This window comes from Streptomyces sp. NPDC094448 (genome assembly GCF_044763775.1).
Taxonomy (GTDB): Bacteria; Actinomycetota; Actinomycetes; order Streptomycetales; family Streptomycetaceae; genus Streptomyces.
The window spans coordinates 196,616-221,442 of the sequence record NZ_JBIWGU010000002.1 but is presented as its reverse complement, the minus strand read 5'-3'; the positions used below and the strand labels follow the sequence as shown (position 1 = coordinate 221,442).

Below are 24,827 nucleotides of genomic sequence, written 5' to 3'. Positions count from 1 at the left end.
GCATTCCGGGGGGCCTCCTCCCCTACGCTGGTCCCGTGACCCCCGCCGAGCTCTCCCGTACCGTCCGGCACGCCGTGTGCCGTGCGGTGGCGGACGGTGCGCTCGTGGTGGAGGTGCCCGAGAGCGTACGGATCGAGAGGCCCCGGCCCGGCGGCTGCGGGGACTGGGCGACCAGTGTCGCGCTGCGGCTGGCCGGACCCTCCGGGCGGCCCACGCGGGCGGTGGCCGAGGAACTGCGGGCGCGGATCGCGGCGGAGCCCGGGGTCCGCGGGGTGGAGATCACCGGGGCCGGGTTCCTCAACATCACCGTCGACGAGGATCCGCTGGAGCGGCAGCGGGCGGTGGTCGTACGGGCCCTCCGGCAGCCCCGCCGGCACGGGAATCCGGTCGGCGGGGACCGCGGAACCGTCTGGGCCGAGACCGTCGGCCTGCTGCGCGACGCACGGGGGTACGGGCCCGCAGCCGTACCCGTGCGCGAGTGCCGGGACCTGAGCGCGGAGCTGGGGACCGACGCGGTGCGGTGGGCGTTCCTGGCCGTCGCCGCGGGCGACCGGGCCCGGCCCGATGCCCGGCTGCTGCGGCAGCACGAGAGCAATCCCCTCTTCACCGTCCGGTACGCGTACTCCCGGTCCCGGGCCCTGGCCCGGGAAGCCGCCCGGCTCGGGTTCACCGGGGACACCGGGCAGTTCGTGGAGACGGAGCTGGAGCGGTGGCTCGCGGACTGGCCCGAGGCGCTCGACTCCGCCGCCCGGCTCTGCGCACCCGACCGGATCGCCCGGCATCTCGAAGGGACCGCCGACGCGCTGCTCGGTTTCCAGCACACGGTCCTCCCCGTCGGCGGGGAGAAACCCTCGGCCGCCCACCGCTCCCGGCTCGTGCTCGCCGAAGCCGCCGGGGCGGTGCTCTCCGGCGGCCTGTCCCTGCTCGGCATCAGCGCACCCGAACACCTGTGAGAGAGAACCGATCATGAGCCGTTCCGCACATCCCGCCGGGCCCCGCCACGCCGACGTCCTGCCCGAGGGGCACTACGCCGCCCCGCCCGCCGACCTCAACGCCCTCGACCGGAAGATCTGGTCCCGGACCGTGACCCGGGCGGCGGACGGGACCGTCGCCGTCGGCGGCATCCCGGTGACCCGGCTGGCCGAGGAGTTCGGCACCCCCGCGTACTTCCTCGACGAGGAGGACTTCCGGGCCCGCTGCCGCGCCTGGGCCGAGGCCTTCGGGCCCGGGGCCGACGTCTTCTATGCCGGGAAGGCCTTCCTCAGCCGCGCCGTCGTCCGCTGGCTGTACGAGGAGGGGCTCAACCTCGACGTCTGCTCCGGCGGTGAGCTGCGTACCGCACTGGACGCGGGCATGCCCGCCGAACGCATCGCCTTCCACGGCAACAACAAGTCCGCCGAGGAGATCGAACGGGCCGTCGAGGCCGGTGTCGGGCGGATCGTGCTCGACTCCTTCCAGGAGATCGTCAAGGTCGCGCACACCGCCCAGCGGCTCGGCCGGCGGCAGAAGGTCCTGATCCGGGTCACCGTCGGGGTCGAAGCCCACACCCACGAGTTCATCGCCACCGCGCACGAGGACCAGAAGTTCGGCATCCCGCTCGCCGGTGACCAGGCCGCCGAGGCGGTCCGCAGGGCCCTCGCCCTCGACGGTCTGGAACTGGTCGGCATCCACTCCCACATCGGTTCGCAGATCTTCGACACCTCCGGCTTCGAGGTCGCCGCCCACCGGGTCGTCGGGCTCCTCAAGCGGGTCCGCGACGAGCACGGCGTCGAACTGCCCGAGATCGACCTCGGCGGCGGGCTCGGTATCGCGTACGTCCCCGGCGACCACCCGCGTGAACCGCATCACATCGCCAAGGCCCTCCATGAGATCGTCGGCCGCGAGTGCGAGGCCGCCGGACTGCGCAGCCCCCGGATCTCGGTCGAGCCCGGCCGGGCCATCGTCGGCCCGACGGCGTTCACGCTGTACGAGGTCGGCACCGTCAAGCCGCTGGAAGGACTGCGTACCTATGTGAGCGTCGACGGCGGTATGTCGGACAACATCCGCACCGCGCTGTACGACGCCGAGTACAGCGTCGTGCTGGTCTCCCGTGCCTCCGACGCGGCCCCGATGCTCAGCCGGGTCGTCGGCAAGCACTGCGAGAGTGGTGACATCGTGGTGAAGGACGCCTTCCTCCCGGCCGACCTGGCGCCCGGCGATCTGATCGCGGTACCCGCCACCGGCGCCTACTGCCGTTCGATGGCCAGCAACTACAACCATGCGCTGCGACCGCCCGTGGTGGCGGTCTCCGCGGGGGCGGCGCGAGTGATCGTCCGGCGCGAGACGGAGGAAGATCTGCTGCGTCTCGATGTCGGTTAGTGGAGATAGATGTCTCGGATGCCGGACGGAGCATAGAAAATGCTGTCCGGTGAGTGAGACTGGACCAATCCCTGAATGTTGAGAAACGAGGTCGGATGATGCGTACGCGTCCGCTGAAGGTGGCGCTGCTGGGCTGTGGAGTGGTCGGCTCAGAGGTGGCGCGCATCATGACGACGCACGCCGACGACCTCGCGGCCCGGATCGGTGCCCCCGTGGAACTCGCGGGGGTCGCCGTGCGGCGGCCCTCCAAGGTCCGCGAGGGCATCGACCCGGCGCTGGTCACCACCGACGCCACGGCCCTGGTCAAACGCGGCGACATCGACGTCGCCATCGAGGTCATCGGCGGTATCGAGCCGGCCCGCACCCTGATCACCACCGCCTTCGAACACGGCGCCTCGGTGGTCTCGGCCAATAAGGCGCTGCTGGCCGAGGACGGTGCCACCCTCTACGCCGCCGCCGAGCGGCACGGCCGCGACCTCTACTTCGAGGCCGCCGTCGCCGGGGCGATCCCGCTGATCCGGCCGCTGCGCGAATCGCTGGCGGGCGACAAGGTCAACCGGGTCCTCGGCATCGTCAACGGCACCACGAACTTCATCCTCGACAAGATGGACACCTCCGGCGCCGGGTACACCGAGGCACTGGACGAGGCCACCGCCCTCGGCTACGCGGAGGCCGACCCGACCGCCGATGTCGAGGGCTTCGACGCCGCCGCCAAGGCCGCGATCCTCGCCTCCATCGCCTTCCACACCCGGGTCCGCCTCGACGACGTCCACCGCGAGGGCCTCACCGAGGTCACCGCCGCCGATATCGCCTCCGCCAAGCGCATGGGCTGCACGGTCAAGCTGCTGGCGATCTGCGAGCGGGCCGCCGACGGCCGGTCGGTCACCGCCCGGGTCCACCCCGCGATGATCCCGCTCAGCCACCCCCTCGCCTCCGTCCGCGAGGCGTACAACGCGGTCTTCGTCGAATCCGAGGCCGCCGGGCAGCTGATGTTCTACGGCCCCGGCGCGGGCGGCGCGCCCACCGCGTCCGCGGTCCTCGGCGATCTGGTCGCCGTCTGCCGCAACAAGCTCGCCGGGGCCACGGGCCCGGGGGAGTCCGCGTACACTCAGCTGCCCGTGAGCCCCATGGGCGAGGTCGTGACGCGGTACCACATCAGTCTCGACGTGGCCGACAAGCCGGGCGTCCTCGCCCAGGTCGCGACGGTCTTCGCCGAGCACGGGGTGTCGATCGACACCGTCCGCCAGCAGGGTAAGGACGGAGAGGCCTCCCTCGTCGTCGTCACCCACCGCGCGCCCGACGCCGCCCTCTCGGGGACCGTCGAGGCGCTGCGCAAGCTCGACACCGTGCGCGGTGTCGCCAGCATCATGCGTGTTGAAGGGGAGTAACCAGCAATGACCCACCAGTGGCGCGGCATCATCGAGGAGTACCGGGACCGTCTCCCGGTCACCGAAACCACTCCGATCGTCACGCTCCGTGAGGGTGGTACGCCGCTCGTACCCGCGCAGGTGCTCTCCGAGCGCACCGGCTGCGAGGTCCACCTCAAGGTCGAGGGCGCCAACCCCACCGGGTCCTTCAAGGACCGCGGGATGACGATGGCCATCACCCGCGCCAAGGAGGAGGGGGCCAAGGCCGTCATCTGCGCCTCCACCGGCAACACCTCCGCCTCGGCCGCCGCCTACGCGGTACGGGCCGGGATGGTCTGCGCGGTCCTGGTGCCCCAGGGGAAGATCGCGCTCGGCAAGATGGGCCAGGCGCTGGTCTACGGCTCGAAGATCCTCCAGGTCGACGGCAACTTCGACGACTGCCTGGATCTGGCCAGGAATCTGTCCGAGAACTATCCGGTGGCCCTGGTCAACTCGGTCAACCCCTACCGGATCGAAGGCCAGAAGACCGCCTCCTTCGAGATCGTCGACGCACTCGGCGACGCCCCCGACATCCATGTGCTGCCGGTCGGCAACGCGGGCAACATCACGGCCTACTGGAAGGGGTACCGGGAGTACGCGGCCGACGGCCCGGCCACCCGTACCCCCCGGATGTGGGGCTTCCAGGCGTCCGGCTCCGCGCCGATCGTCCGCGGTGAGGTCGTCAAGGACCCCTCGACCATCGCCACCGCCATCCGGATCGGCAACCCGGCGTCCTGGCAGCAGGCACTGGCCGCCCGTGACGAGTCCGGTGGCGCCATCGACGAGGTGACGGACCGTGAGATCCTGCGGGCCTACCGCCTGTTGGCCTCGCAGGAGGGCGTCTTCGTGGAGCCCGCGTCCGCCGCGTCCGTGGCCGGTCTGCTCAAGGCCGCCGAGGCGGGCAAGGTCGACCCCGGCCAGCGGATCGTCTGCACGGTCACCGGCAACGGCCTGAAGGACCCCGACTGGGCCGTGGCCGGCGCTCCGCAGCCCGTCACCGTCCCGGTCGACGCGCCGACCGCGGCCGCCAGGCTCGGTCTCGCCTAGAGAACGCAGCAGGGGGTTTCCGGCCGCCCGATCCGTGGACGCCGCTGCGTCCGCGGTACGGCGGCCGGAGGCCCGTACGGCAGGCCCGGGGGTGGGCTCGGGGCCGTAATACCCCGGTGGAAAGCATCCCAAGCCGGGCGGCCGCGGAGGCCGGGGCACAGGCGGCTCGCGACACGCATCGTGCGCCTCCTGTGCGCCCTATGTCGCCACAGAACCTTCCTTCGATAGGCTGTACCGAACCCACCCACCCCGAATGCCGGCCGGTGCGGTGGTGCGGCCGCCGTTCGCGGCCCCGGGAGCTGACCCCTCCCGATCGCGAATGCCGCCCTACCCCCAGCAATCCCCCCGCCTGATCCCCATCAGCAGAACCCGACACCACCGATCCCACTGACATCAATGTCACCGCCCGTCCCTTACGTAACAAGGGGCAGAGCCAAGGAGAGTCATCGAGCGATGGCCGGTCCAGCGTTCCGCGCCGCCGCCGTCCGGGTGCGCACCCCCGCCACCAGCGCCAATCTCGGTCCGGGCTTCGACGCCTTCGGGCTGTCGCTGGGGCTCTACGACGATGTCGTCGTCCGGGTCGCGGACTCCGGTCTGCACATCGACATCGCGGGTGAAGGCGCGTCGACGCTGCCCCGCGACGAGAGCCATCTGCTCGTACGCTCCCTGCGTACGGCCTTCGACCTGCTCGGCGGTCAGCCGCGCGGCCTCGAAATCGTCTGCGCCAACCGGATTCCGCACGGCCGCGGGCTCGGCTCCTCCTCCGCCGCCATCTGCGCCGGGATCGTCGCCGCCCGCGCGGTGACCATAGGGGGCGAATCCCGTCTCGACGACACCGCCCTGCTGGAGCTGGCGACCGAGATCGAGGGTCACCCGGACAATGTCGCCGCCTGTCTGCTCGGTGGTTTCACCCTTGCCTGGACCGAGTCCGGAGCCGCCCGGGCCATCAGGATGGATCCCGCAGATTCCGTCGTTCCGGTGGTTTTCGTCCCGGGGAAGCCGGTGCTCACGGAGACCGCGCGCGGACTGCTGCCGCGTTCCGTCCCCCATGTGGACGCCGCCGCGAACGCCGGCCGCGCCGCCCTGCTCGTCGAGGCGCTGACCAGGCGCCCCGAACTGCTGCTGCCCGCCACCGAGGACCGGCTCCACCAGGAGTACCGGGCCCCGGCGATGCCGCAGAGCGTCGACCTTGTCAACCGACTGCGCGCCGACGGCGTCCCTGCAGTCATCTCCGGTGCGGGCCCCACGGTGCTCGCGCTGGCCGAGGACAGTGCGGCCGACAAGGTCGCACAGCTCGCGGGCGAGGACTGGGCGGCCAACCGCCTGGCCTTCGACACCGCGGGTGCGAGTGTGCTGCCGCTCGTCGCCCCCGAGACCGCCGGTGATCCGTCGCGGGACGGATCCGGGCAGGTGTACGGGGTCGGCGGCGTACGGGAGCCCGGTGACGCGCCCCTCGGGTGAGCCGCCACGGCGGGGGCCCGCCCGGGAACGGGCCGGGCGCCGCGGCGAGCGCGCGGCGGGGCATTTCCGGGAAACCCCCCCGGGAAATGCCGCGGGAAATGTCCGGGCGCGCGCCCGGGGGCAGCCACGCGGTGATTCCCGGAGACACGAGATTGCCGGTGACGGAGAGGGGGAATGTTTGTTGGAGCCGGTAGTGTTAACCTCAAGTCAGCACCGAAAGCCTTCACGGCTCGGAGCTTCGTGTCCCGCATCGGGACCGCCAATTCTTCCGGGAGCCTCCCCGACTGCCTGAGCAGCCTGCCTGAGCAGTATCGAGCACGCTCCGGAACCGGCACGACACCTCCCGCTCCGCCGAGAAGTGGCCGAGCAGGGGGACCTCGGGCCGGATCGCAAGTACCTGCTTCTCCGCCGTATTCAGAACCGGCGGGGACCACCGCCCCGACACGGTCGCATCGCGACCGCGTTCGGACAGCACAACCGGTCGCCGAGCCAGATGGCCGACGTCCGCTCCAGGGAAGGACCCTTCGTGAGCGACACCACCGATCTGATGGGCGTGACTGCCGACACCAGCGTCGACACTTCCGCGCCCGCCGCAGGTGCTGCCTCCGGCACCACCTCCCGGCGCCGCCGCTCCGGCACCGGCCTTGAGGGCATGGTTCTGGCCGAGTTGCAGCAGGTCGCGTCCGGCCTCGGGATCAGGGGCACCGCGCGGATGCGCAAAAGCCAGTTGATCGAGGTCATCAAGGAGGCGCAGGCCGGCGGCGGAGCCGCGGCCAAGAAGGCCGCCGAGCCGGCGGCCAAGAGCGCCGAGGCCAAGCCGAAGCGCCGCGCCACCTCGAAGGCGCGCACGAGCGACGCCTCCGCCGAGGCCGCCCCGGCCGCCGAGGAGAAGGCCGCGCCCGCCGCTGCCAAGGCCGAGAAGGCCGTCGCCCAGCAGCAGATCGACATTCCGGGACAGCCGGTCAGCGACGACCAGCCGGTCGTCGAGCGCCGCCGCCGCCGTGCCACCGCGCAGGCGGGCAGCCCCGAGGTCCAGGCCGAGGGCGGCGTCGCGGTCAAGGAGGCCAAGGAGGTCTCCCGTACCGACCGTGCCGAATCGCAGGACGGCTCCGCCGGTGCGGCCGGGCAGGACGGCGACGGCCGCAAGGACCGCGGCGAGCGCGGTCAGCGCGGTGACCGCCGCGACCGTCAGCGCGGCCGCGGCAAGAGCGACGAGCAGCAGCAGGGCGGCCAGAGCCGGCAGCAGGGCGGCCAGCGCCAGCAGCAGCAGAGCACCGGCCCGCAGGACGACTTCGACGACGACGGCAGCCGCCGGGGCCGCCGGGGCCGCTACCGCGACCGCCGTGGCCGCCGCGGCCGTGAGGACTTCGCGGGCGAGCCGCAGGTCTCCGACGACGATGTGCTGATCCCCGTCGCGGGCATCCTCGACATCCTCGACAACTACGCCTTCATCCGCACCTCGGGCTATCTGCCCGGCCCGAACGACGTGTACGTCTCCCTGGCCCAGGTCCGCAAGAACGGCCTGCGCAAGGGCGACCACGTCACGGGCGCGGTCCGGCAGCCCAAGGACGGCGAGCGCCGCGAGAAGTTCAACGCGCTGGTCCGGCTGGACTCCGTCAACGGCATGGCCCCCGAATCGGGGCGCGGACGGCCGGAGTTCACCAAGCTGACCCCGCTCTACCCCCAGGACCGGCTCCGGCTGGAGACCGACCCGGGTGTGCTGACGACCCGGATCATCGACCTGGTGTCGCCGATCGGCAAGGGCCAGCGCGGTCTGATCGTGGCCCCGCCGAAGACCGGCAAGACCATGATCCTCCAGGCGATCGCCAACGCCATCACGGTCAACAGCCCCGAGTGCCATCTGATGGTCGTCCTCGTCGACGAGCGTCCCGAAGAGGTCACCGACATGCAGCGGTCGGTCAAGGGCGAGGTCATCTCCTCGACCTTCGACCGTCCCGCCGAGGACCACACCACCGTCGCCGAACTCGCCATCGAGCGCGCCAAGCGACTGGTGGAGCTGGGCCACGACGTGGTCGTCCTGCTGGACTCCATCACCCGTCTGGGCCGCGCCTACAACCTGGCCGCGCCCGCCTCCGGCCGCATCCTGTCCGGTGGTGTCGACTCGACCGCGCTCTACCCGCCGAAGCGCTTCTTCGGTGCCGCGCGCAATATCGAGGACGGCGGCTCGCTGACCATCCTGGCCACCGCGCTGGTCGACACCGGCTCCCGGATGGACGAGGTGATCTTCGAGGAGTTCAAGGGCACCGGCAATATGGAGCTGAAGCTCGACCGGAAGCTCTCCGACAAGCGCATCTTCCCGGCGGTGGACGTGGACGCGTCCAGCACCCGCAAGGAGGAGATCCTGCTCGGCAGCGAGGAGCTGGCCATCGTCTGGAAGCTGCGCCGGGTGCTGCACGCGCTCGACCAGCAGCAGGCGATCGAACTCCTGCTGGACAAGATGAAGCAGACGAAGTCGAACGCCGAGTTCCTGCTCCAGATCCAGAAGACGACGCCGTCGTCGTCCAACAACGACTGACGGTTCCGCCGGTTTGTCCGGTCCGCCGTGGGCCCCGCCGTCCGTAGGGACGGCGGGGCCCACGGCTGTGTGGAGCGGACCCGCGAAGGGGGCCTTCTCACGCGGTTTTCATCACCGCATGCAACCCTTTTGCTGAGGGACGCGTCCTACCAATGGCGGAACAAAGCTGGACAGAGTGAGAGTTTTCGCCTCGTTCGGTGGCCCGGGGGTCACGGAGCGCGACGACGGTACGGAGGGGGCCGAAGCGCCGGTAGGCGCGCAGAGCGGGAGAGAACATGAGCGAGCAGAGCAGCGGCGAAGGCGGTAAGGGCGCCACCGGGAGCGGCCGGAAGCCGCACCCCCGGCGTCGTCGCAGGGCCACCGTGGTGGCCGCCTGGGCCGCGGCGGGCCTGATCGCCGTCGGCGGCGGCGGACTCGGCTACGCCTATCTGAGCCTCAACGGCAATCTGCGCGGGATCGACATCAACGCCCAGCTCAACGGCAAGGACCGGCCCCCGGACATCGGCAACGGCTCGATGGACGTCCTGGTCCTCGGCTCGGACTCGCGTTCCGGGGCCAACCGCGAGTACGGCCACGACGGGGGCGGGGCCCGCTCCGACACCGCGATGGTCGTCCACGTCTACAAGGACCACCGCGAGGCCAGCGTGGTCTCCATACCCCGGGACACCCTCGTCGACCGGCCCGCCTGTACGGCCCCCGACGGCAAGCGAATACCCGCCGCCGACGGCGTGATGTTCAACAGCGCCTACGAGGTCGGCGGCCCCGCCTGCGCCGTCGACACCGTCGAGCAGCTCTCCGGTATCCGCATGGACCACTACGTCGAGGTCGACTTCTCCGGCTTCAAGAAGCTCGTCGACGAACTCGGCGGGGTGAAGATCACCACCACCGAACCGATCCGGGACACCGACAGCCGCCTCGACCTGCCGGCCGGCACCCACACCCTCGACGGCGAACAGGCCCTCGGCCTGGTCCGCACCCGCAAGAGCGTCGGCGACGGCAGCGATCTGGGGCGGATACAGCTCCAGCAGGCCTTTATGAAGGCGTTCCTGGCCCAGGTCAAGGACGCCGGACTGCTCACCGACCCGGGCAAGCTGTACGGCGTCGCCGACACCGCGACCCGGGCCGTGACCACGGACTCCGGCCTCGCCTCCGTACCGAAGCTCACCGGCTTCGTCCGGACCCTCGCGGCACTCGACCCCGCCGATGTCCGGATGGTCACCATGCCGGTCGTCTACGACCCGCAGAACCCCAACCGCGTACTGCCCCTCGAAGGCGCCTCCCAGCAGGTGTGGACGGCGCTGCGGCACGACCGGCCGGTCCCGTCGAGCGCACTGACGGACTCCGCGGGCGGCAAGGGCAGCGCCGGAGCGGTCGTCCGCAGCACCCCCGCCCCCGTCTCCGGGACCGGTGCGGGCGCCGGCTGACGGACCTCGCCCGCGGCCGCACACAGAGTCGCCGGTACGGCCCCGAGGGCGTACGCGCCCGCGTACGCGCGGCCTCTCCGCCCGCGTACGCGCGGCCTCTCCGCCCGCGGCCGCCCGGCCCGGAAGCCGCCGGGAATAGTTCCGGACCCACCCCGGTTTTGGGAGATACGGCCGGTCCTGGCAGACTGGTTCGTCGGCCCCGGTTCACGTGCGTGCATTCCGCCCGTGCGACCCGGCGCCCTCCCGAAACTAGGAGACACCTTGAAGCGCGACATTCACCCCGAGTACGTCGAGACGCAGGTCAGCTGCACCTGTGGCGCGTCGTTCACGACTCGCAGCACCCTCTCCTCCGGCACCATCCGTGCCGAGGTCTGCTCCGAGTGCCACCCGTTCTACACGGGCAAGCAGAAGATCCTCGACACCGGTGGCCGCGTGGCCCGCTTCGAGGCCCGCTTCGGCAAGGCTGCCGGCTCCGCCAAGAAGTAGCGAGCCAACTGCGCCGGTCACCGGCCGTCCCCGCGCCGGGGCGGCCGGGACCGGCGCTTTGACGTCCCGCAGCACCTTCGTACGTAAGCAGAGCAGGAGCCCCCGATGTTCGAGGCGGTCGAGGAACTCGTCGGCGAGCACGCCGACCTTGAGCAGCGGCTGGCAGACCCCTCCGTCCACGCCGACCAGGCGAACGCGCGCAAGCTGAACAAGCGCTACGCCGAGCTGACCCCGATCGTCGGCACCTTCCGCTCCTGGAAGCGGACCGGGGACGATATCCAGACGGCCCGCGAGCTGGCCGCCGACGATCCGGACTTCGCCGCCGAGGTCAAGGAGCTGGAGAAGCAGCGCGAGGAGCTGACGGAGAAGCTCCGGCTGCTGCTGGTGCCCCGCGACCCCAGCGACGACAAGGACGTCCTGCTGGAGGTCAAGGCGGGCGCGGGCGGCGACGAGTCCGCCCTCTTCGCCGGTGATCTGCTGCGGATGTATCTGCGCTACGCGGAGCGCGTCGGCTGGAAGACCGAGATCATCGACGCCACCGAGTCCGAGCTGGGCGGCTACAAGGACGTCCAGGTCGCGGTGAAGACCAAGGGCGGCCAGGGCGCCACCGAGCCCGGCCAGGGCGTCTGGGCCCGGCTGAAGTACGAGGGCGGGGTGCACCGCGTCCAGCGGGTGCCCGCCACCGAGTCCCAGGGCCGGATCCACACCTCCGCCGCCGGTGTCCTCGTGACCCCCGAGGCCGAGGAGATCGACGTCGAGGTCAACCCCAACGATCTGCGGATCGACGTCTACCGCTCGTCCGGACCCGGCGGCCAGTCCGTGAACACCACCGACTCCGCCGTGCGCATCACCCATCTCCCCACCGGTGTAGTCGCCTCCTGCCAGAACGAGAAGAGCCAGCTCCAGAACAAGGAGCAGGCCATGCGCATCCTGCGGTCGCGGCTGCTCGCCGCCGCCCAGGAGGAGGCCGAGCGGGAGGCCGCGGACCAGCGCCGCAGCCAGGTCCGCACGGTCGACCGCTCCGAGAAGATCCGGACCTACAACTTCCCGGAGAACCGCATCTCGGACCATCGCGTCGGCTTCAAGGCGTACAACCTCGACCAGGTGCTCGACGGCGATCTCGACGCCGTCATCCAGGCCTGCGTCGACGCCGACTCCGCCGCCAAGCTCGCGGCCGCCCAATAAGCCCGGCTGCCGGACCCGTCCGTACGAACCAGGTGGAGGACCACCAGTGAACCTGCTGCTCGCCGAGGTGGCCCAGGCTACCCAGCGGCTGGCCGACGCCGGCGTACCGTCGCCGCGCTTCGACGCGGAGGAGCTGGCCGCGTACGTGCACGGGGTGAAGCGGGGCGAGCTGCACCTGGTCAAGGACGGCGACTTCGACGCCCGCTACTGGGAGGCCGTCGCCCGCCGCGAGGCCCGCGAACCCCTCCAGCACATCACCGGCCGCGCCTTCTTCCGCTATCTGGAGCTCCAGGTCGGCCCCGGCGTCTTCGTGCCCCGCCCCGAGACCGAATCGGTCGTCGGCTGGGCCATAGACGCCGTCCGCGCCATGGACGTCGTCGAACCGCTGATCGTCGACCTCTGTACGGGGTCGGGCGCGATCGCGCTGGCCATGGCGCAGGAGGTGCCCCGCTCCCGGGTGCACGCCGTCGAACTCTCCGACGACGCCCTCCACTGGGCCCGGAAGAACGCCGAGGGCTCCCGGATCAGCCTCCACCAGGGCAACGCCCTGACCGCCCTGCCCGAACTGGACGGCCAGGTCGATCTGGTGATCTCCAACCCGCCGTACATCCCGCTCACCGAATGGGAGTACGTGGCGCCCGAGGCCCGCGACCACGACCCGGAGATGGCCCTCTTCTCCGGCGAGGACGGCCTCGACACCATCCGCGGTATCGAACGCACCGCCCACCGGCTGCTGCGGCCCGGCGGGCTCGTCGTCATCGAGCACGCGGACACCCAGGGCGGCCAGGTGCCGTGGATCTTCGCCGAGGAGTCCGGCTGGACGGACGCGGCGGACCACCCCGATCTGAACAACCGCCCCCGGTTCGCGACCGCCCGCAAGGCGACGCCGTGACGACGATCCCGTACGCCCCCGCCGCGTACCTGCCCGAGGAGGTTCTCTGATGGCCCGGCGATACGACTGCAACGACGCCACCGACCGGACGACCGGGCTGCGCGAGGCCTCGTCCGCCGTACGCCGCGGTGAACTGGTCGTGCTGCCCACCGACACCGTGTACGGACTGGGTGCCGACGCCTTCAGCCGCGAGGCCGTCGCCGATCTGCTGGCCGCGAAGGGCCGCGGGCGCAGTATGCCCACCCCGGTCCTCATCGGCTCACCGAACACCCTCCACGGGCTGGTCACCGACTTCTCCGAGGGCGCCTGGGAACTGGTCGACGCCTTCTGGCCCGGTGCGCTCACCCTGGTCGCCCGGCACCAGCCGTCCCTCCAGTGGGACCTGGGCGACACCCGGGGCACCGTCGCCGTCCGGATGCCGCTGCACCCCGTCGCCATCGAACTGCTCACCGAGGTCGGCCCGATGGCCGTCTCCTCGGCCAATCTGACCGGCCACCCGGCGCCGGAGGACTGCGACGCCGCGCAGGGCATGCTCGGCGACTCCGTCTCCGTCTACCTCGACGGCGGCCCGACGCCCGGAATCGTCCCGTCGTCGATCGTCGACGTCACCGGTGATGTGCCGGTACTGCTGCGCGCCGGGGCGCTGACCGCGGACGAGCTGCGCAAGGTCGTACCCGATCTCGAGGTGGCACCTTGATCGCCCCTGACCAGGGGCGTGGCACCGCATCGGACGACTGCTTCCGGATACTCCACGTCAGCACCGGCAATGTCTGCCGCTCGCCGATCACCGAGCGGCTGACCCGGCACGCCCTCAGCGACCGCCTCGGCGATCTGATGGCGAGCGGACTGATCGTGGAGAGCGCCGGCACCTGGGGGCACGAGGGCGCGCCCATGGAGGCCAACGCCGAGATCGTGCTCGCCGACTTCGGCGCGGACGCCACCGGCTTCACCGGCCGGGAGCTTCTCGACGAGCACGTCATCCGCGCCGATCTGGTGCTGACCGCGACCCGGGACCACCGGGCGCAGGTCATCTCCATGGGCCACTCCGCGGGACTGCGGACGTTCACCCTGAAGGAGTTCACCCGGCTGGTGCGGGCCATAGACCCGGCGACCCTGCCCGACCCGCGCGACGAGGGTGTCGTCGAGCGCGCCCGGGCGCTGGTACGGGCCGCGGCGGCGCTGCGCGGCTGGCTGCTGGCCCCCAGTCCGGACGCCGACGAGGTGTACGACCCCTACGGCGCGCCGATCACGTTCTTCCGCTCCATCGGCGACGAGATCAACCAGGCGCTGGACCCCGTGGTCACGGCCCTGACCGGCATTCCGGCCCGGCACTGACCGCCCCCGGGCGGACGGCCCGGGACCCGTCCCGCGGGGCCGGGCCCCAGCCCCGTACCCCCCTTCCGCGTCCGCTGCCGGCCCTCCCGCGCCGACGGACCGCAGCCGCTCTCCGTCCCGCCGCGACGACCGCCCCGTGCCCCGCCCCCGGTACCGCCGCTCGCGCGCGCCGCGGGCGGCCGCGGCCTAGAGTGAAAGCGCACCGACACGCGAGGACCGGAGCACGCCATGCCCGTCCGCACCGCACGCGCGAGCGCCGCGAAAGGCGCCGTCCGCTATACCGCCGACCCGGAGCTGCTACAACGGCAGGACCCGGAGATCGCCGAGGTCATCGCGGGGGAGACGGCCCGGCAGACCGGGACGGTCCAGCTGATCGCCGCGGAGAACTTCACCTCGCCCGCGGTGCTGGCCGCCCTCGGCTCCCCGCTGGTCAACAAGTACGCGGAGGGCTATCCGGGGGCCCGCCACCACGGCGGCTGCGAGATCGTCGACGCGGCCGAGCGGATCGCCGTGGACCGGGCCAGGGCGCTGTTCGGCGCCGGGCATGCCAATGTCCAGCCGCATTCGGGCTCCTCGGCGGTGCTGGCGGCGTACGCGGCGCTGCTGCGGCCCGGTGACACGGTGCTGGCGATGGGGCTGTCGTACGGCGGCCATCTCACCCACGGCTCGCCGGCGAACTTCTCCGGGCGGTGGTTCGACTTCGTCGGCTACGGGCTCGACCCGGACACCGGGCTGATCGACTACGGCGAAGTCCGCAGGCTGGCCCGGGCGCGCGGACCGAAGGCGATCGTCTGCGGTTCGATCTCGTACCCCCGCCATCCCGACTACGCGCTCTTCCGGGAGATCGCGGACGAGGCGGGCGCGGTGCTGATCGCGGACGCCGGGCATCCGATGGGGCTGATCGCGGGCGGGGCGGCGCCGAGTCCGGTGCCGTACGCGGACGTCGTCTGCGCCACCACGCACAAGGTGCTGCGGGGGCCGCGCGGCGGGATGATCCTCTGCGGCGAGGAGACGGCGGGCCGGATCGACCGGGCGGTGTTCCCGTTCACCCAGGGCGGGGCGCAGATGAACACCGTCGCGGCGAAGGCGGTGGCGTTCGGCGAGGCGGCGGCTCCCGCCTTCGCCGCGTACGCCCATCGGGTGGTGGCCAATGCCCGGGTGCTCGCCGCCGGTCTGGAGGCGGAGGGCTTCACGGTCCTGACGGGCGGTACGGACACCCATCTGATCGTGGTGGACCCGGAACCCCTCGGGGTGGACGGGAGGACGGCACGCGGCCGTCTGGCGGCCTGCGGGCTGGTCCCGGACACCTGCGCCCTCCCGTACGGAGAGGGGCGCGGGCTGCGGCTGGGCACGGCCGCCGTGACCACGCAGGGCATGGGGGAGGCGGAAATGGCCCGGATCGCGGTGCTCTGTGCCGCCGCCCTCTACGCCGAGGGTGACGCGGTGCGGACCTTGCGTGCGGAGGCCGCCGAGCTGGCCGGTAGATTTCCGCCGTATCCGGGGTAGCCGAGACCGAGTGCAACCGTCCGCGGCGCCCGTCAGTCCTCCACCATGCGGCCGCCGCGGTTAGGGTGTGTGGCTGAGATGGCCGGCGATTCCTGTGGGGCAGCCCGTGCGTGATTATCTGCTGACGCTCTGTGTCACAGCCGCAGTGACCTATCTGCTGACCGGTCCGGTGCGGAAGTTCGCCATCGCGACCGGAGCGATGCCGGAGGTCCGCGCGCGCGACGTGCACCGAGAACCGACGCCGCGGCTCGGCGGCATCGCCATGTTCTTCGGGCTCTGCGCGGGGCTGCTGGTCGCGGACCATCTGCAGAATCTCGGCAGCGTCTTCGAGCTGTCGAACGAACCGCGGGCGCTGCTCTCCGGCGCCGCGCTGATCTGGATCATCGGGGTCCTCGACGACAAGTTCGAGATCGACGCGCTGATCAAACTCGGCGGGCAGATGATCGCCGCCGGTGTGATGGTGATGCAGGGTCTGACGATCCTGTGGATCCCGGTCCCCGGCGTCGGCACGGTCTCGCTGACTTCCTGGCAGGGCACCCTGCTGACGGTGGCGATCGTGGTGATCACCATCAACGCGGTCAACTTCGTCGACGGTCTCGACGGTCTCGCGGCCGGTATGGTCTGCATCGCCGCCGCCGCGTTCTTCCTCTACTCGTACCGCCTGTGGGTCGGCAACATGATCGAGGCCGCCGCCCCCGCCGCCCTGTTCACGGCGATCCTGATGGGTATGTGCCTCGGCTTCCTGCCGCACAATATGCATCCGGCGCGGATCTTCATGGGCGATTCGGGGTCGATGCTGATCGGTCTGGTGCTGGCCGGCTCCGCGATCTCGGTCACCGGCCAGGTGGATCCGGACACCCTGCGGATCTTCGTCTACGACGGCAGTGCCCGCGACACCACCCACGCGATGCTGCCCGTCTTCATCCCGCTGCTGCTGCCGCTGACGATCATCGCCATCCCGGTCGCCGACCTGGTGCTGGCCATCGTCCGCCGGACCTGGAAGGGCCAGTCGCCGTTCGCCGCCGACCGGGGGCATCTGCACCACCGGCTGCTGGAGATCGGGCACTCGCACAGCCGCGCCGTGCTGATCATGTACTTCTGGTCGGCGGTGTTCGCCTTCGGGGTGGTCGGCTACTCGGTGCACTCGGCGTCCCTGTGGATCGTCATGGTGATCGTCGGGCTGAGCGCGGTCGGGCTGGTGCTGCTCCTGCTGCCGCGGTTCACGCCGCGGGCGCCGCGCTGGATGGAGTCGTTCGTCCCGCCGCGCTACCGCCGCCGCAAGCGGCCGGCCGCCGCACCGGAGCCGGAGCCCGCGCATGCGTACGCCGCCGGGGGCTCCGAGACGTCCGTTGCGGGTGGGGAGAGCGGGGCGGAGGGGGCTCGGACCAAGCTGCCGGAGGGGGTCAACGGGGCGACCGCGCTCAGCGCGCACGCGGGGCTCCCGGAGCGGCGGAAGGCCGGTACCCCGGGGTGACTTTTGCCATGTTCAGCCGCATTAGCAGACAACTTGCCCCCAAGTCCCTGCACACACGGGCGGATTCACTCTCATGTGTGAGAGTGGGCACACGAACGGGTAAAGGTCTTCTCAAATAGCTTGTGATACGATTCACGAGAACCGGCGACAGTGCCGAAGGACCGTAGTGCGACGGTCTTCCGGCCCCCGAGGACCAATCTCGGACCCGGCTTACGCTCGTCCATGACGACACCACTGCCACCACCAGCAAGCGGAGATGCCGCCATGCCGTCAACTGACGCACGCACCCTTCTGCACACCGCCGTACCGACCGCTGTCGCCGGTTTGATCGCCGTGGCCGTCAGCGCCGTTGTCGCGGGCGGCAAGGGTGCGCTCGGCGCTGCCATCGGCACGCTGGTGGTCGTCCTCTTCATGGGGGCGGGGCTCGTGGTGCTCCAGCGCACGGCCAAGCAGTATCCGCATCTCTTCCAGGCCATGGGCTTCCTGCTCTACACCACGCAGTTGCTGCTGCTCTTCGTCTTCCTGATGGCGTTCAAGGACACGACCCTCTTCGATTCGAAGGTCTTTGCCCTGACGCTGCTGGTGGCGACCATTGTCTGGGTCGCGGCACAGGCCCGCGCCTATCTCAAGGCCAAGATCCTCTACGTCGAACCCGAGGAAACCACGGCCTCCGCGGCCGCGAAGACCGGGTCCGCGACGTGAAGAGTAGGGCCGCGATAAAGAGCGTTTCGGGTTCCTGCTATCGTCCGGTGCCAACTGCGGCACTGCGGGCGCGGGCATCCGAGCTGACGCCCGCTCATCCGCGAGGCTCATGGCCCGCCCGCCGCCCCACCATCCGATACACCAGTCCCGTGCCGAACCGCGGCTGCGCGCCGCGCCGACACAACGAGGTTGCCGTACCTATGCGCCACGCTGAAGGAGCCCGCGGTGAGTGCTGACCCCCAGATGCTCGCCTTTGAGGCGGACTGTCAACTCTTCACCGGGTGTGGATTCAACGCCCCTGGGCTCCACACGTTCATGTACGAGCCTCTGTTCACGGTCGGTGGCTTCGAGTTCAACAAGCCCATGCTGCTCGCCTTCGTGAGCACGCTGGTCGTCGTCGGCTTCTTCTGGGCGGCCTTCAACAAGCCGAAGCTGGTGCCCGGCAAGGTCCAGATGATCGGTGAAGCCGGCTACGACTTCGTCCGCAAGGGCGTCGTCTACGAGATCATCGGCAAGAAGGAGGGCGAGAAGTACGTCCCCTTGATGGTCTCGCTGTTCTTCTTCATCTGGATCATGAACCTCTGGTCGATCATCCCGGTCGCCCAGTTCCCGGTGACCTCGCTCATCGCGTATCCGGTGGTGCTCGCCCTCCTCGTCTACTTCCTGTGGGTCGGGCTGACCTTCAAGAAGCACGGCTTCGTCGGTGGCTGGAAGAACATCCTCGGCTACAACAAGGACCTCGGGCCGATCCTCCCGCTGATCATGGTGCTGGAGTTCTTCTCGAACCTGATCATCCGCCCGTTCACGCACGCCGTCCGGCTCTTTGCCAATATGTTCGCGGGCCACCTCCTGATCGTGATGTTCACCGTCGCGACGTGGTACCTGCTGAACGGCATCGGCGTCCTCTACGCGGGCACCTCGTTCATCCTCGTCATGGTGATGATCGTCTTCGAGCTGTTCATCCAGGCCGTCCAGGCGTACGTCTTCGTCCTCCTGGCCTCCAACTACATTCAGGGCGCGCTCTCCGAGCACCACTGATCGCCTCGGACCCTCCCTCCAGCGCAACCCTCCAGATCGTCCGGTGGCCAACCCCCACCGGGTCCTTGAAAGAGAAGGAAGAACCGGCATGTCCGCTCTCCAGACCCTCGCCGCCGTCGAAGGCAACGTCGCCGCCATCGGTTACGGCCTCGCCGCCATCGGCCCCGGCGTCGGCGTCGGCATCATCTTCGGTAACGGCACCCAGGCCCTGGCCCGTCAGCCCGAGGCGGCCGGCCTGATCCGCACCAACCAGATCATGGGTTTCGCCTTCTGTGAGGCGCTCGCCCTGATCGGCATCGTCATGGGCTTCGTCTACTAGGACGAGTCCGGACAGCCCACCTCTTTTTCACGGAAGGCACTGATGTGAGCGCCCTGATCAACATCGCGGCCGCGGGGGAGCCGATGCCGCCGCTGCTCCCGCACCCCGATGAGCTCATCATCGGCACCATCGCCTTCGCGATCGTCTTCTTCTTCCTCGCCAAGAAGCTCCTCCCGAATATCAACAAGACTCTGGAAGAGCGTCGCGAGGCCATCGAAGGCGGCATCGAGAAGGCCGATGCGGCCAAGATCGAAGCCGAGAGCGTGCTGGAGCAGTACAAGGCCCAGCTCGCCGAGGCTCGTCATGAAGCCGCCCGGCTCCGCCAGGAGGCGACCGAGCAGGGTGCCACGATCGTGCAGGAGATGCGGTCCGAGGGCCGGCGCCAGCGCGAAGAGATCATCGCCGCGGGGCACAGCCAGATCGAGGCCGACCGCAAGGCCGCGGCCGCCGCGCTCCGCCAGGACGTGGGCAAGCTCGCGACCGATCTGGCGAGCAGGCTCGTCGGCGAGTCCCTTGAGGACTCCGCCCGGCAGAGCCGGACGATCGACCGCTTCCTCGACGAACTCGAGGCAGGCGCCACGACCACGGTGAAGGCGGAGGTCTCCCGGTGAACGGAGCGAGCCGAGAGGCACTGTCCGCTGCTCGCGAGTCCCTCGACGCGCTGACCGACAACACGTCGGCCGACGCGGCGAAGCTCGCCGGCGAACTGGCTGCCGTCACCGCTCTGCTCGACCGCGAGGTGTCGCTGCGTCGGGTCCTCACCGACCCGGCGCAGAGCGGCGACGCCAAGGCCGAGCTGGCAGGACGGCTCTTCAACGGCCAGGTGGGCGGCGAAGCCGTCGAGCTGGTCTGCGGAGCGGTCCGCTCCCGCTGGTCGCGTTCGCGCGATCTGGTGGACGCCCTGGAGGAGCTGGCGAACACCGCCGACCTCACCGCGGCCCAGCGGGCGGGCGTTCTCGACGATGTCGAGGACGAGCTGTTCCGCTTCGGCCGGATCGTGGACTCGAACCCGCAGCTGCGGTCCGCGCTGACCGACAAGTCCGCGAACCCGGCCGCTCGGGCCGAACTGCTGAAGAGTCTTCTCGAGGGCCGGGCGAACCCCGCCACCGAGCGACTCGTCGGCCGTCTCGTGTCCGCGCCCCGGGGACGTAGCCTGGAACAGGGAATCGACTCCCTGTCCAAGCTGGCTGCGGCTCGCCGGGACCGCATGGTGGCCGTGGTCACCTCCGCGGTACCGCTCAGCGACGCGCAGAAGCAGCGACTGGGCACCGGGCTGGCCCGGCTGTACGGCCGTGAGATGCACCTCAACCTGGAGGTGGACCCCACGGTCATCGGCGGGATCTCGGTCCGGGTCGGTGATGAGGTCATCAACGGCACCATCGCCGACCGCCTCGACGAGGCGAAGCGCAGGCTGGCCGGCTGACGCGCCCCGCGCGTCGGCCGCCGAGCGGCGGCACAACTGAATTGGCAAGAAAGCGGCCCGGTTGGGCCGTGCAGAGATTGCAGAAGATTCCTGGGGGTCGCCCCCAGACCCCAAAGAAACTTCGGGCCCAACAAGGAGAGCAGGGAACCTGATGGCGGAGCTCACGATCCGGCCGGAGGAGATCCGGGACGCACTGGAGAACTTCGTCCAGTCGTACAAGCCGGACGCGGCCTCGCGCGAGGAGGTCGGTACGGTCAGCGTGGCCGGCGACGGTATCGCCAAGGTCGAGGGTCTTCCCTCGGCCATGGCGAACGAGCTGCTGAAGTTCGAGGACGGCACCCTTGGTCTCGCCCTCAACCTTGAGGAGCGCGAGATCGGTGCGGTCGTCCTCGGCGAGTTCAGTGGTATCGAGGAGGGTCAGTCGGTCACCCGTACCGGCGAGGTGCTGTCGGTGGCCGTGGGCGAGGGCTACCTCGGCCGCGTCGTCGACCCGCTGGGCAACCCGATCGACGGCCTCGGCGAGATCGAGACCTCGGGCCGCCGCGCCCTTGAGCTGCAGGCCCCCACGGTCATGCAGCGCAAGTCGGTGCACGAGCCCATGGAGACCGGCTACAAGGCCGTCGACGCCATGACGCCGATCGGCCGCGGCCAGCGCCAGCTGATCATCGGCGACCGCCAGACCGGCAAGACCGCCCTGGCCGTCGACACCATCATCAACCAGCGCGACAACTGGCGCTCGGGCGACGTGAACAAGCAGGTCCGCTGCATCTACGTCGCCATCGGCCAGAAGGGCTCCACCATCGCGTCCGTGCGCGGCGCGCTGGAGGAGGCCGGCGCCCTGGAGTACACCACCATCGTCGCCGCCCCGGCGTCCGACCCGGCGGGCTTCAAGTACCTCGCGCCCTACACCGGCTCGGCCATCGGCCAGCAGTGGATGTACGAGGGCAAGCACGTCCTGATCATCTTCGACGACCTGTCGAAGCAGGCCGACGCCTACCGCGCCGTATCGCTGCTGCTGCGCCGCCCGCCGGGCCGTGAGGCCTACCCGGGCGACGTCTTCTACCTGCACTCGCGTCTGCTGGAGCGCTGCGCCAAGCTCTCCGACGGCATGGGCGCCGGTTCGATGACGGGTCTGCCGATCGTCGAGACCAAGGCCAACGACGTCTCCGCGTTCATTCCGACCAACGTCATCTCCATCACCGACGGCCAGTGCTTCCTGGAGTCCGACCTGTTCAACGCCGGTCAGCGCCCGGCCCTGAACGTCGGTATCTCGGTCTCCCGAGTCGGTGGCTCCGCCCAGCACAAGGCCATGCGCCAGGTCTCCGGCCGGCTCCGCGTGGACCTCGCCCAGTTCCGTGAGCTGGAGGCGTTCGCCGCCTTCGGTTCCGACCTGGACGCCGCCTCCAAGGCCTCCCTGGAGCGCGGTAAGCGCATGGTCGAGCTGCTGAAGCAGCCGCAGTACGAGCCGATGCGCACCGAGGACCAGGTCGTCTCCGTGTGGGCCGGTACCAACGGCAAGATGGACGACGTCCCGGTTCAGGACATCCGCCGCTTCGAGCGTGAGCTGCTGGAGTACCTGCACCGCGAGGAGTCCGGTCTGATGCTCTCCATCCGCGAGGGCGGCAAGATGTCGGACGACACCCTGACCGCGGTCGCGGATGCCATCGCCGCGTTCAAGAAGCAGTTCGAGACCCACGACGGCAAGCTGCTCGGCGAGGACGCCCCGGCCGCCGTCAACGTCTCGAAGTGACGACGGAAGGGACCTGACTCATGGGAGCGCAGCTCCGGGTCTACAAGCGTCGCATCCGGTCCGTCTCGGCGACGAAGAAGATCACCAAGGCGATGGAGATGATCGCCGCCTCGCGCATCGTCAAGGCGCAGCGCAAGGTGGCGGCCTCCACGCCGTATGCGACCGAGCTGACCCGCGCGGTCACCGCGGTGGCGACCGGATCGAACACCAAGCACCCCCTGACCACGGAGGTGGAGAACCCCACCCGCGCCGCGGTACTGCTCATCACGAGCGACCGCGGCCTGGCGGGAGGCTACTCCTCCAACGCCATCAAGGCGGCCGACCGGCTTACCCAGCGGCTCCGCGGCGAGGGCAAGGAGGTCGACACGTTCATCGTCGGCCGCAAGGGTGTCGCCTACTACGGGTTCCGTGAGCGCAAGGTCGCGGACTCGTGGACCGGCTTCACGGACAGCCCGGAGTACGCGGACGCCAAGAGGGTTTCCGCGGCGCTTATCGAGGCCGTCCAGAAGGACACCGCCGAAGGCGGCGCCGACGAGCTGTACATCGTCTTCACGGAGTTCGTGTCGATGATGACGCAGTCGCCGGTGGAGAACCGGATGCTGCCGCTCAGCCTCACCGAGGCGGCGGAGGAGACGGGCGGTAAGGCCGAAATCCTTCCGCTGTTCGACTTCGAGCCGTCGGCGGAGGACGTACTCGACGCACTGCTGCCGCGGTACGTCGAGAGCCGGGTCTACAACGCCCTGCTGCAGTCCGCCGCCTCCGAGCACGCGGCCCGCCGCCGTGCGATGAAGTCGGCGACCGACAACGCGGGTGAGCTGATCAACACGCTCTCCCGACTTGCCAACGCGGCCCGACAGGCCGAAATCACCCAGGAAATCAGCGAGATCGTCGGTGGCTCCAGCGCCCTGGCCGACGCGACCGCGGGGAGTGACAAGTAATGACGACCTCTGTTGAGACGGCCGCTGCCACGGGCCGCGTCGCCCGGGTCATCGGCCCGGTCGTCGACGTGGAGTTCCCCGTCGACGCGATGCCCGAGATCTACAACGCGCTGCACGTCGAGGTGGCCGACCCCGCCGAGGACGGCGCGGTCAAGACGCTGACCCTCGAAGTCGCGCAGCACCTCGGTGAGGGTGTGGTCCGCACCATCTCCATGCAGCCCACCGACGGTCTGGTCCGCCAGGCCCCGGTGTCCGACACGGGCAAGGGCATCACGGTCCCGGTCGGCGACTTCACCAAGGGCAAGGTGTTCAACACCCTCGGCGAGGTGCTGAACCACCCCGAGGAGAACGCCAACGTCGGTGAGCGCTGGGCGATCCACCGCAAGGCCCCCGCCTTCGACCAGCTCGAGTCCAAGACCGAGATGTTCGAGACCGGCCTGAAGGTCGTCGACCTGCTGACCCCGTACGTCAAGGGCGGCAAGATCGGTCTGTTCGGTGGTGCCGGTGTCGGCAAGACCGTGCTGATCCAGGAAATGATCATGCGTGTCGCCAACCTCCACGAAGGCGTCTCCGTCTTCGCGGGCGTCGGCGAGCGCACCCGTGAGGGCAACGACCTCATCGACGAGATGGAGGAGTCCGGCGTCCTCGACAAGACGGCGCTGGTCTTCGGCCAGATGGACGAGCCCCCGGGGACGCGTCTGCGCGTCGCCCTGGCCGGTCTGACCATGGCGGAGTACTTCCGCGATGTGCAGAAGCAGGACGTGCTCTTCTTCATCGACAACATCTTCCGGTTCACCCAGGCCGGTTCCGAGGTGTCCACCCTGCTCGGCCGTATGCCGTCCGCGGTGGGTTACCAGCCGAACCTGGCGGACGAGATGGGCCTCCTCCAGGAGCGCATCACCTCGACCCGTGGTCACTCGATCACCTCGATGCAGGCGATCTACGTCCCCGCGGACGACCTGACCGACCCGGCCCCGGCGACCACCTTCGCCCACCTCGACGCGACGACGGTGCTCTCCCGTCCGATCTCCGAGAAGGGCATCTACCCGGCCGTGGACCCGCTGGACTCCACGTCCCGGATCCTGGACCCGCGGTACATCGCCGCGGACCACTACGAGGCCGCGATGCGCGTCAAGGGGATCCTCCAGAAGTACAAGGACCTCCAGGACATCATCGCCATCCTCGGCATCGACGAGCTGGGCGAAGAGGACAAGCTGGTCGTCCACCGTGCCCGCCGGGTCGAGCGGTTCCTGTCCCAGAACACCCACGCCGCCAAGCAGTTCACCGGTGTGGACGGTTCGGACGTTCCGCTCGACGAGTCGATCGCCGCGTTCAACGCGATCTGCGACGGCGAGTACGACCACTTCCCCGAGCAGGCCTTCTTCATGTGCGGTGGTCTTGAGGACCTCAAGAAGAACGCCAAGGAGCTGGGCGTCTCCTGACGCCGGCGATCCGGTGAGGAAGCGGCGGGCGGGGTGCCCCCGCCCGCCGCTTCCCCCGAACCCCCGCACCTTCGGCCTCCGGGCCGGAGCGGGCCCCGGCGCGAT

22 protein-coding genes are annotated in these 24,827 nt (G+C 70.2%); all 22 read left to right on the top strand.

Annotated elements, in window-relative coordinates; translation table 11 throughout:
* Nucleotides 1–35 precede the first annotated feature (35 nt).
* The 22 genes from nrtL to atpD all read left to right on the top strand — a co-directional run bounded on the left by nrtL (nt 36) and on the right by atpD (nt 24,722).
* Nucleotides 36–953: an ArgS-related anticodon-binding protein NrtL gene (gene nrtL / locus ACIQ9E_RS04455; protein ID WP_403701812.1), complete on the top strand. Its 918-nt coding sequence runs from the start codon at nt 36–38 to the stop codon at nt 951–953.
* A 13-nt stretch (nt 954–966) separates the two neighbouring features.
* Nucleotides 967–2,358 carry a diaminopimelate decarboxylase gene (gene lysA, locus ACIQ9E_RS04450; RefSeq protein WP_403701809.1) on the top strand — a complete coding sequence of 464 codons (1,392 nt, stop codon included), beginning with the start codon at nt 967–969 and terminating at the stop codon, nt 2,356–2,358.
* A 98-nt stretch (nt 2,359–2,456) separates the two neighbouring features.
* Nucleotides 2,457–3,746, top strand: coding sequence for a homoserine dehydrogenase (locus ACIQ9E_RS04445; protein ID WP_403702892.1), 1,290 nt, complete (start codon nt 2,457–2,459; stop codon nt 3,744–3,746).
* Between the two features lie 6 nt (nt 3,747–3,752).
* Nucleotides 3,753–4,811, top strand: a complete 1,059-nt coding sequence (thrC, locus tag ACIQ9E_RS04440; RefSeq protein ID WP_403701806.1) for a threonine synthase — start codon at nt 3,753–3,755, stop codon at nt 4,809–4,811.
* Nucleotides 4,812–5,264: 453 nt separating this feature from the next.
* Nucleotides 5,265–6,272: a homoserine kinase gene (thrB, locus tag ACIQ9E_RS04435; RefSeq protein ID WP_403701803.1), complete on the top strand. Its 1,008-nt coding sequence runs from the start codon at nt 5,265–5,267 to the stop codon at nt 6,270–6,272.
* A 526-nt stretch (nt 6,273–6,798) separates the two neighbouring features.
* Nucleotides 6,799–8,808 (top strand): transcription termination factor Rho, encoded by a 2,010-nt coding sequence (gene rho, locus ACIQ9E_RS04430; RefSeq protein WP_403701801.1) that lies wholly within the window; start codon nt 6,799–6,801, stop codon nt 8,806–8,808.
* Nucleotides 8,809–9,083: 275 nt separating this feature from the next.
* The gene (locus tag ACIQ9E_RS04425) at nt 9,084–10,232 is read left to right on the top strand and encodes an LCP family protein (protein WP_403701798.1); all 1,149 of its coding nucleotides are present in this window, start codon (nt 9,084–9,086) and stop codon (nt 10,230–10,232) included.
* Between the two features lie 261 nt (nt 10,233–10,493).
* Complete coding sequence (gene rpmE / locus ACIQ9E_RS04420; protein WP_006346606.1) at nt 10,494–10,718, top strand: 50S ribosomal protein L31; 225 nt, start codon at nt 10,494–10,496, stop codon at nt 10,716–10,718.
* Nucleotides 10,719–10,823: 105 nt separating this feature from the next.
* Nucleotides 10,824–11,903: a peptide chain release factor 1 gene (gene prfA, locus ACIQ9E_RS04415; protein ID WP_403701794.1), complete on the top strand. Its 1,080-nt coding sequence runs from the start codon at nt 10,824–10,826 to the stop codon at nt 11,901–11,903.
* A gap of 46 nt (nt 11,904–11,949) precedes the next feature.
* Nucleotides 11,950–12,795: a peptide chain release factor N(5)-glutamine methyltransferase gene (gene prmC, locus ACIQ9E_RS04410; protein WP_006346604.1), complete on the top strand. Its 846-nt coding sequence runs from the start codon at nt 11,950–11,952 to the stop codon at nt 12,793–12,795.
* 49 nt (nt 12,796–12,844) lie between these two features.
* Complete coding sequence (locus tag ACIQ9E_RS04405; RefSeq protein WP_403701791.1) at nt 12,845–13,492, top strand: L-threonylcarbamoyladenylate synthase; 648 nt, start codon at nt 12,845–12,847, stop codon at nt 13,490–13,492.
* Complete coding sequence (locus tag ACIQ9E_RS04400; protein ID WP_006346602.1) at nt 13,489–14,130, top strand: low molecular weight phosphatase family protein; 642 nt, start codon at nt 13,489–13,491, stop codon at nt 14,128–14,130. Before ACIQ9E_RS04405 ends, ACIQ9E_RS04400 begins: the two co-directional genes overlap by 4 nt.
* A 228-nt stretch (nt 14,131–14,358) precedes the next feature.
* Complete coding sequence (gene glyA, locus ACIQ9E_RS04395) at nt 14,359–15,636, top strand: serine hydroxymethyltransferase (RefSeq protein ID WP_403701787.1); 1,278 nt, start codon at nt 14,359–14,361, stop codon at nt 15,634–15,636.
* Nucleotides 15,637–15,742: 106 nt separating this feature from the next.
* On the top strand, nt 15,743–17,110 hold the full coding sequence (locus tag ACIQ9E_RS04390; RefSeq protein ID WP_403701784.1) for an MraY family glycosyltransferase: 1,368 nt from the start codon (nt 15,743–15,745) through the stop codon (nt 17,108–17,110).
* Between the two features lie 264 nt (nt 17,111–17,374).
* Entirely contained in the window at nt 17,375–17,812 is a 438-nt protein-coding gene (locus ACIQ9E_RS04385) for a hypothetical protein (protein ID WP_403701781.1), read from the top strand.
* A 225-nt stretch (nt 17,813–18,037) separates the two neighbouring features.
* Nucleotides 18,038–18,850, top strand: a complete 813-nt coding sequence (gene atpB, locus ACIQ9E_RS04380; RefSeq protein ID WP_366255173.1) for a F0F1 ATP synthase subunit A — start codon at nt 18,038–18,040, stop codon at nt 18,848–18,850.
* An 88-nt stretch (nt 18,851–18,938) separates the two neighbouring features.
* Nucleotides 18,939–19,169, top strand: coding sequence for an ATP synthase F0 subunit C (gene atpE / locus ACIQ9E_RS04375; protein ID WP_006346597.1), 231 nt, complete (start codon nt 18,939–18,941; stop codon nt 19,167–19,169).
* 44 nt (nt 19,170–19,213) lie between these two features.
* Complete coding sequence (locus tag ACIQ9E_RS04370; RefSeq protein WP_403701777.1) at nt 19,214–19,780, top strand: F0F1 ATP synthase subunit B; 567 nt, start codon at nt 19,214–19,216, stop codon at nt 19,778–19,780.
* Entirely contained in the window at nt 19,777–20,592 is an 816-nt protein-coding gene (locus ACIQ9E_RS04365) for a F0F1 ATP synthase subunit delta (protein ID WP_403701774.1), read from the top strand. Before ACIQ9E_RS04370 ends, ACIQ9E_RS04365 begins: the two co-directional genes overlap by 4 nt.
* A gap of 151 nt (nt 20,593–20,743) precedes the next feature.
* The gene (gene atpA, locus ACIQ9E_RS04360) at nt 20,744–22,342 is read left to right on the top strand and encodes a F0F1 ATP synthase subunit alpha (RefSeq protein WP_403701771.1); all 1,599 of its coding nucleotides are present in this window, start codon (nt 20,744–20,746) and stop codon (nt 22,340–22,342) included.
* 20 nt (nt 22,343–22,362) lie between these two features.
* A complete protein-coding gene (locus tag ACIQ9E_RS04355; RefSeq protein ID WP_403701768.1) occupies nt 22,363–23,280 on the top strand; it encodes a F0F1 ATP synthase subunit gamma in 918 nt (305 codons plus the stop codon).
* On the top strand, nt 23,280–24,722 hold the full coding sequence (gene atpD / locus ACIQ9E_RS04350) for a F0F1 ATP synthase subunit beta (RefSeq protein WP_403701766.1): 1,443 nt from the start codon (nt 23,280–23,282) through the stop codon (nt 24,720–24,722). The genes ACIQ9E_RS04355 and atpD overlap by 1 nt, the downstream gene beginning before the upstream one ends.
* The last annotated feature ends 105 nt before the right edge of the window (nt 24,723–24,827 follow it).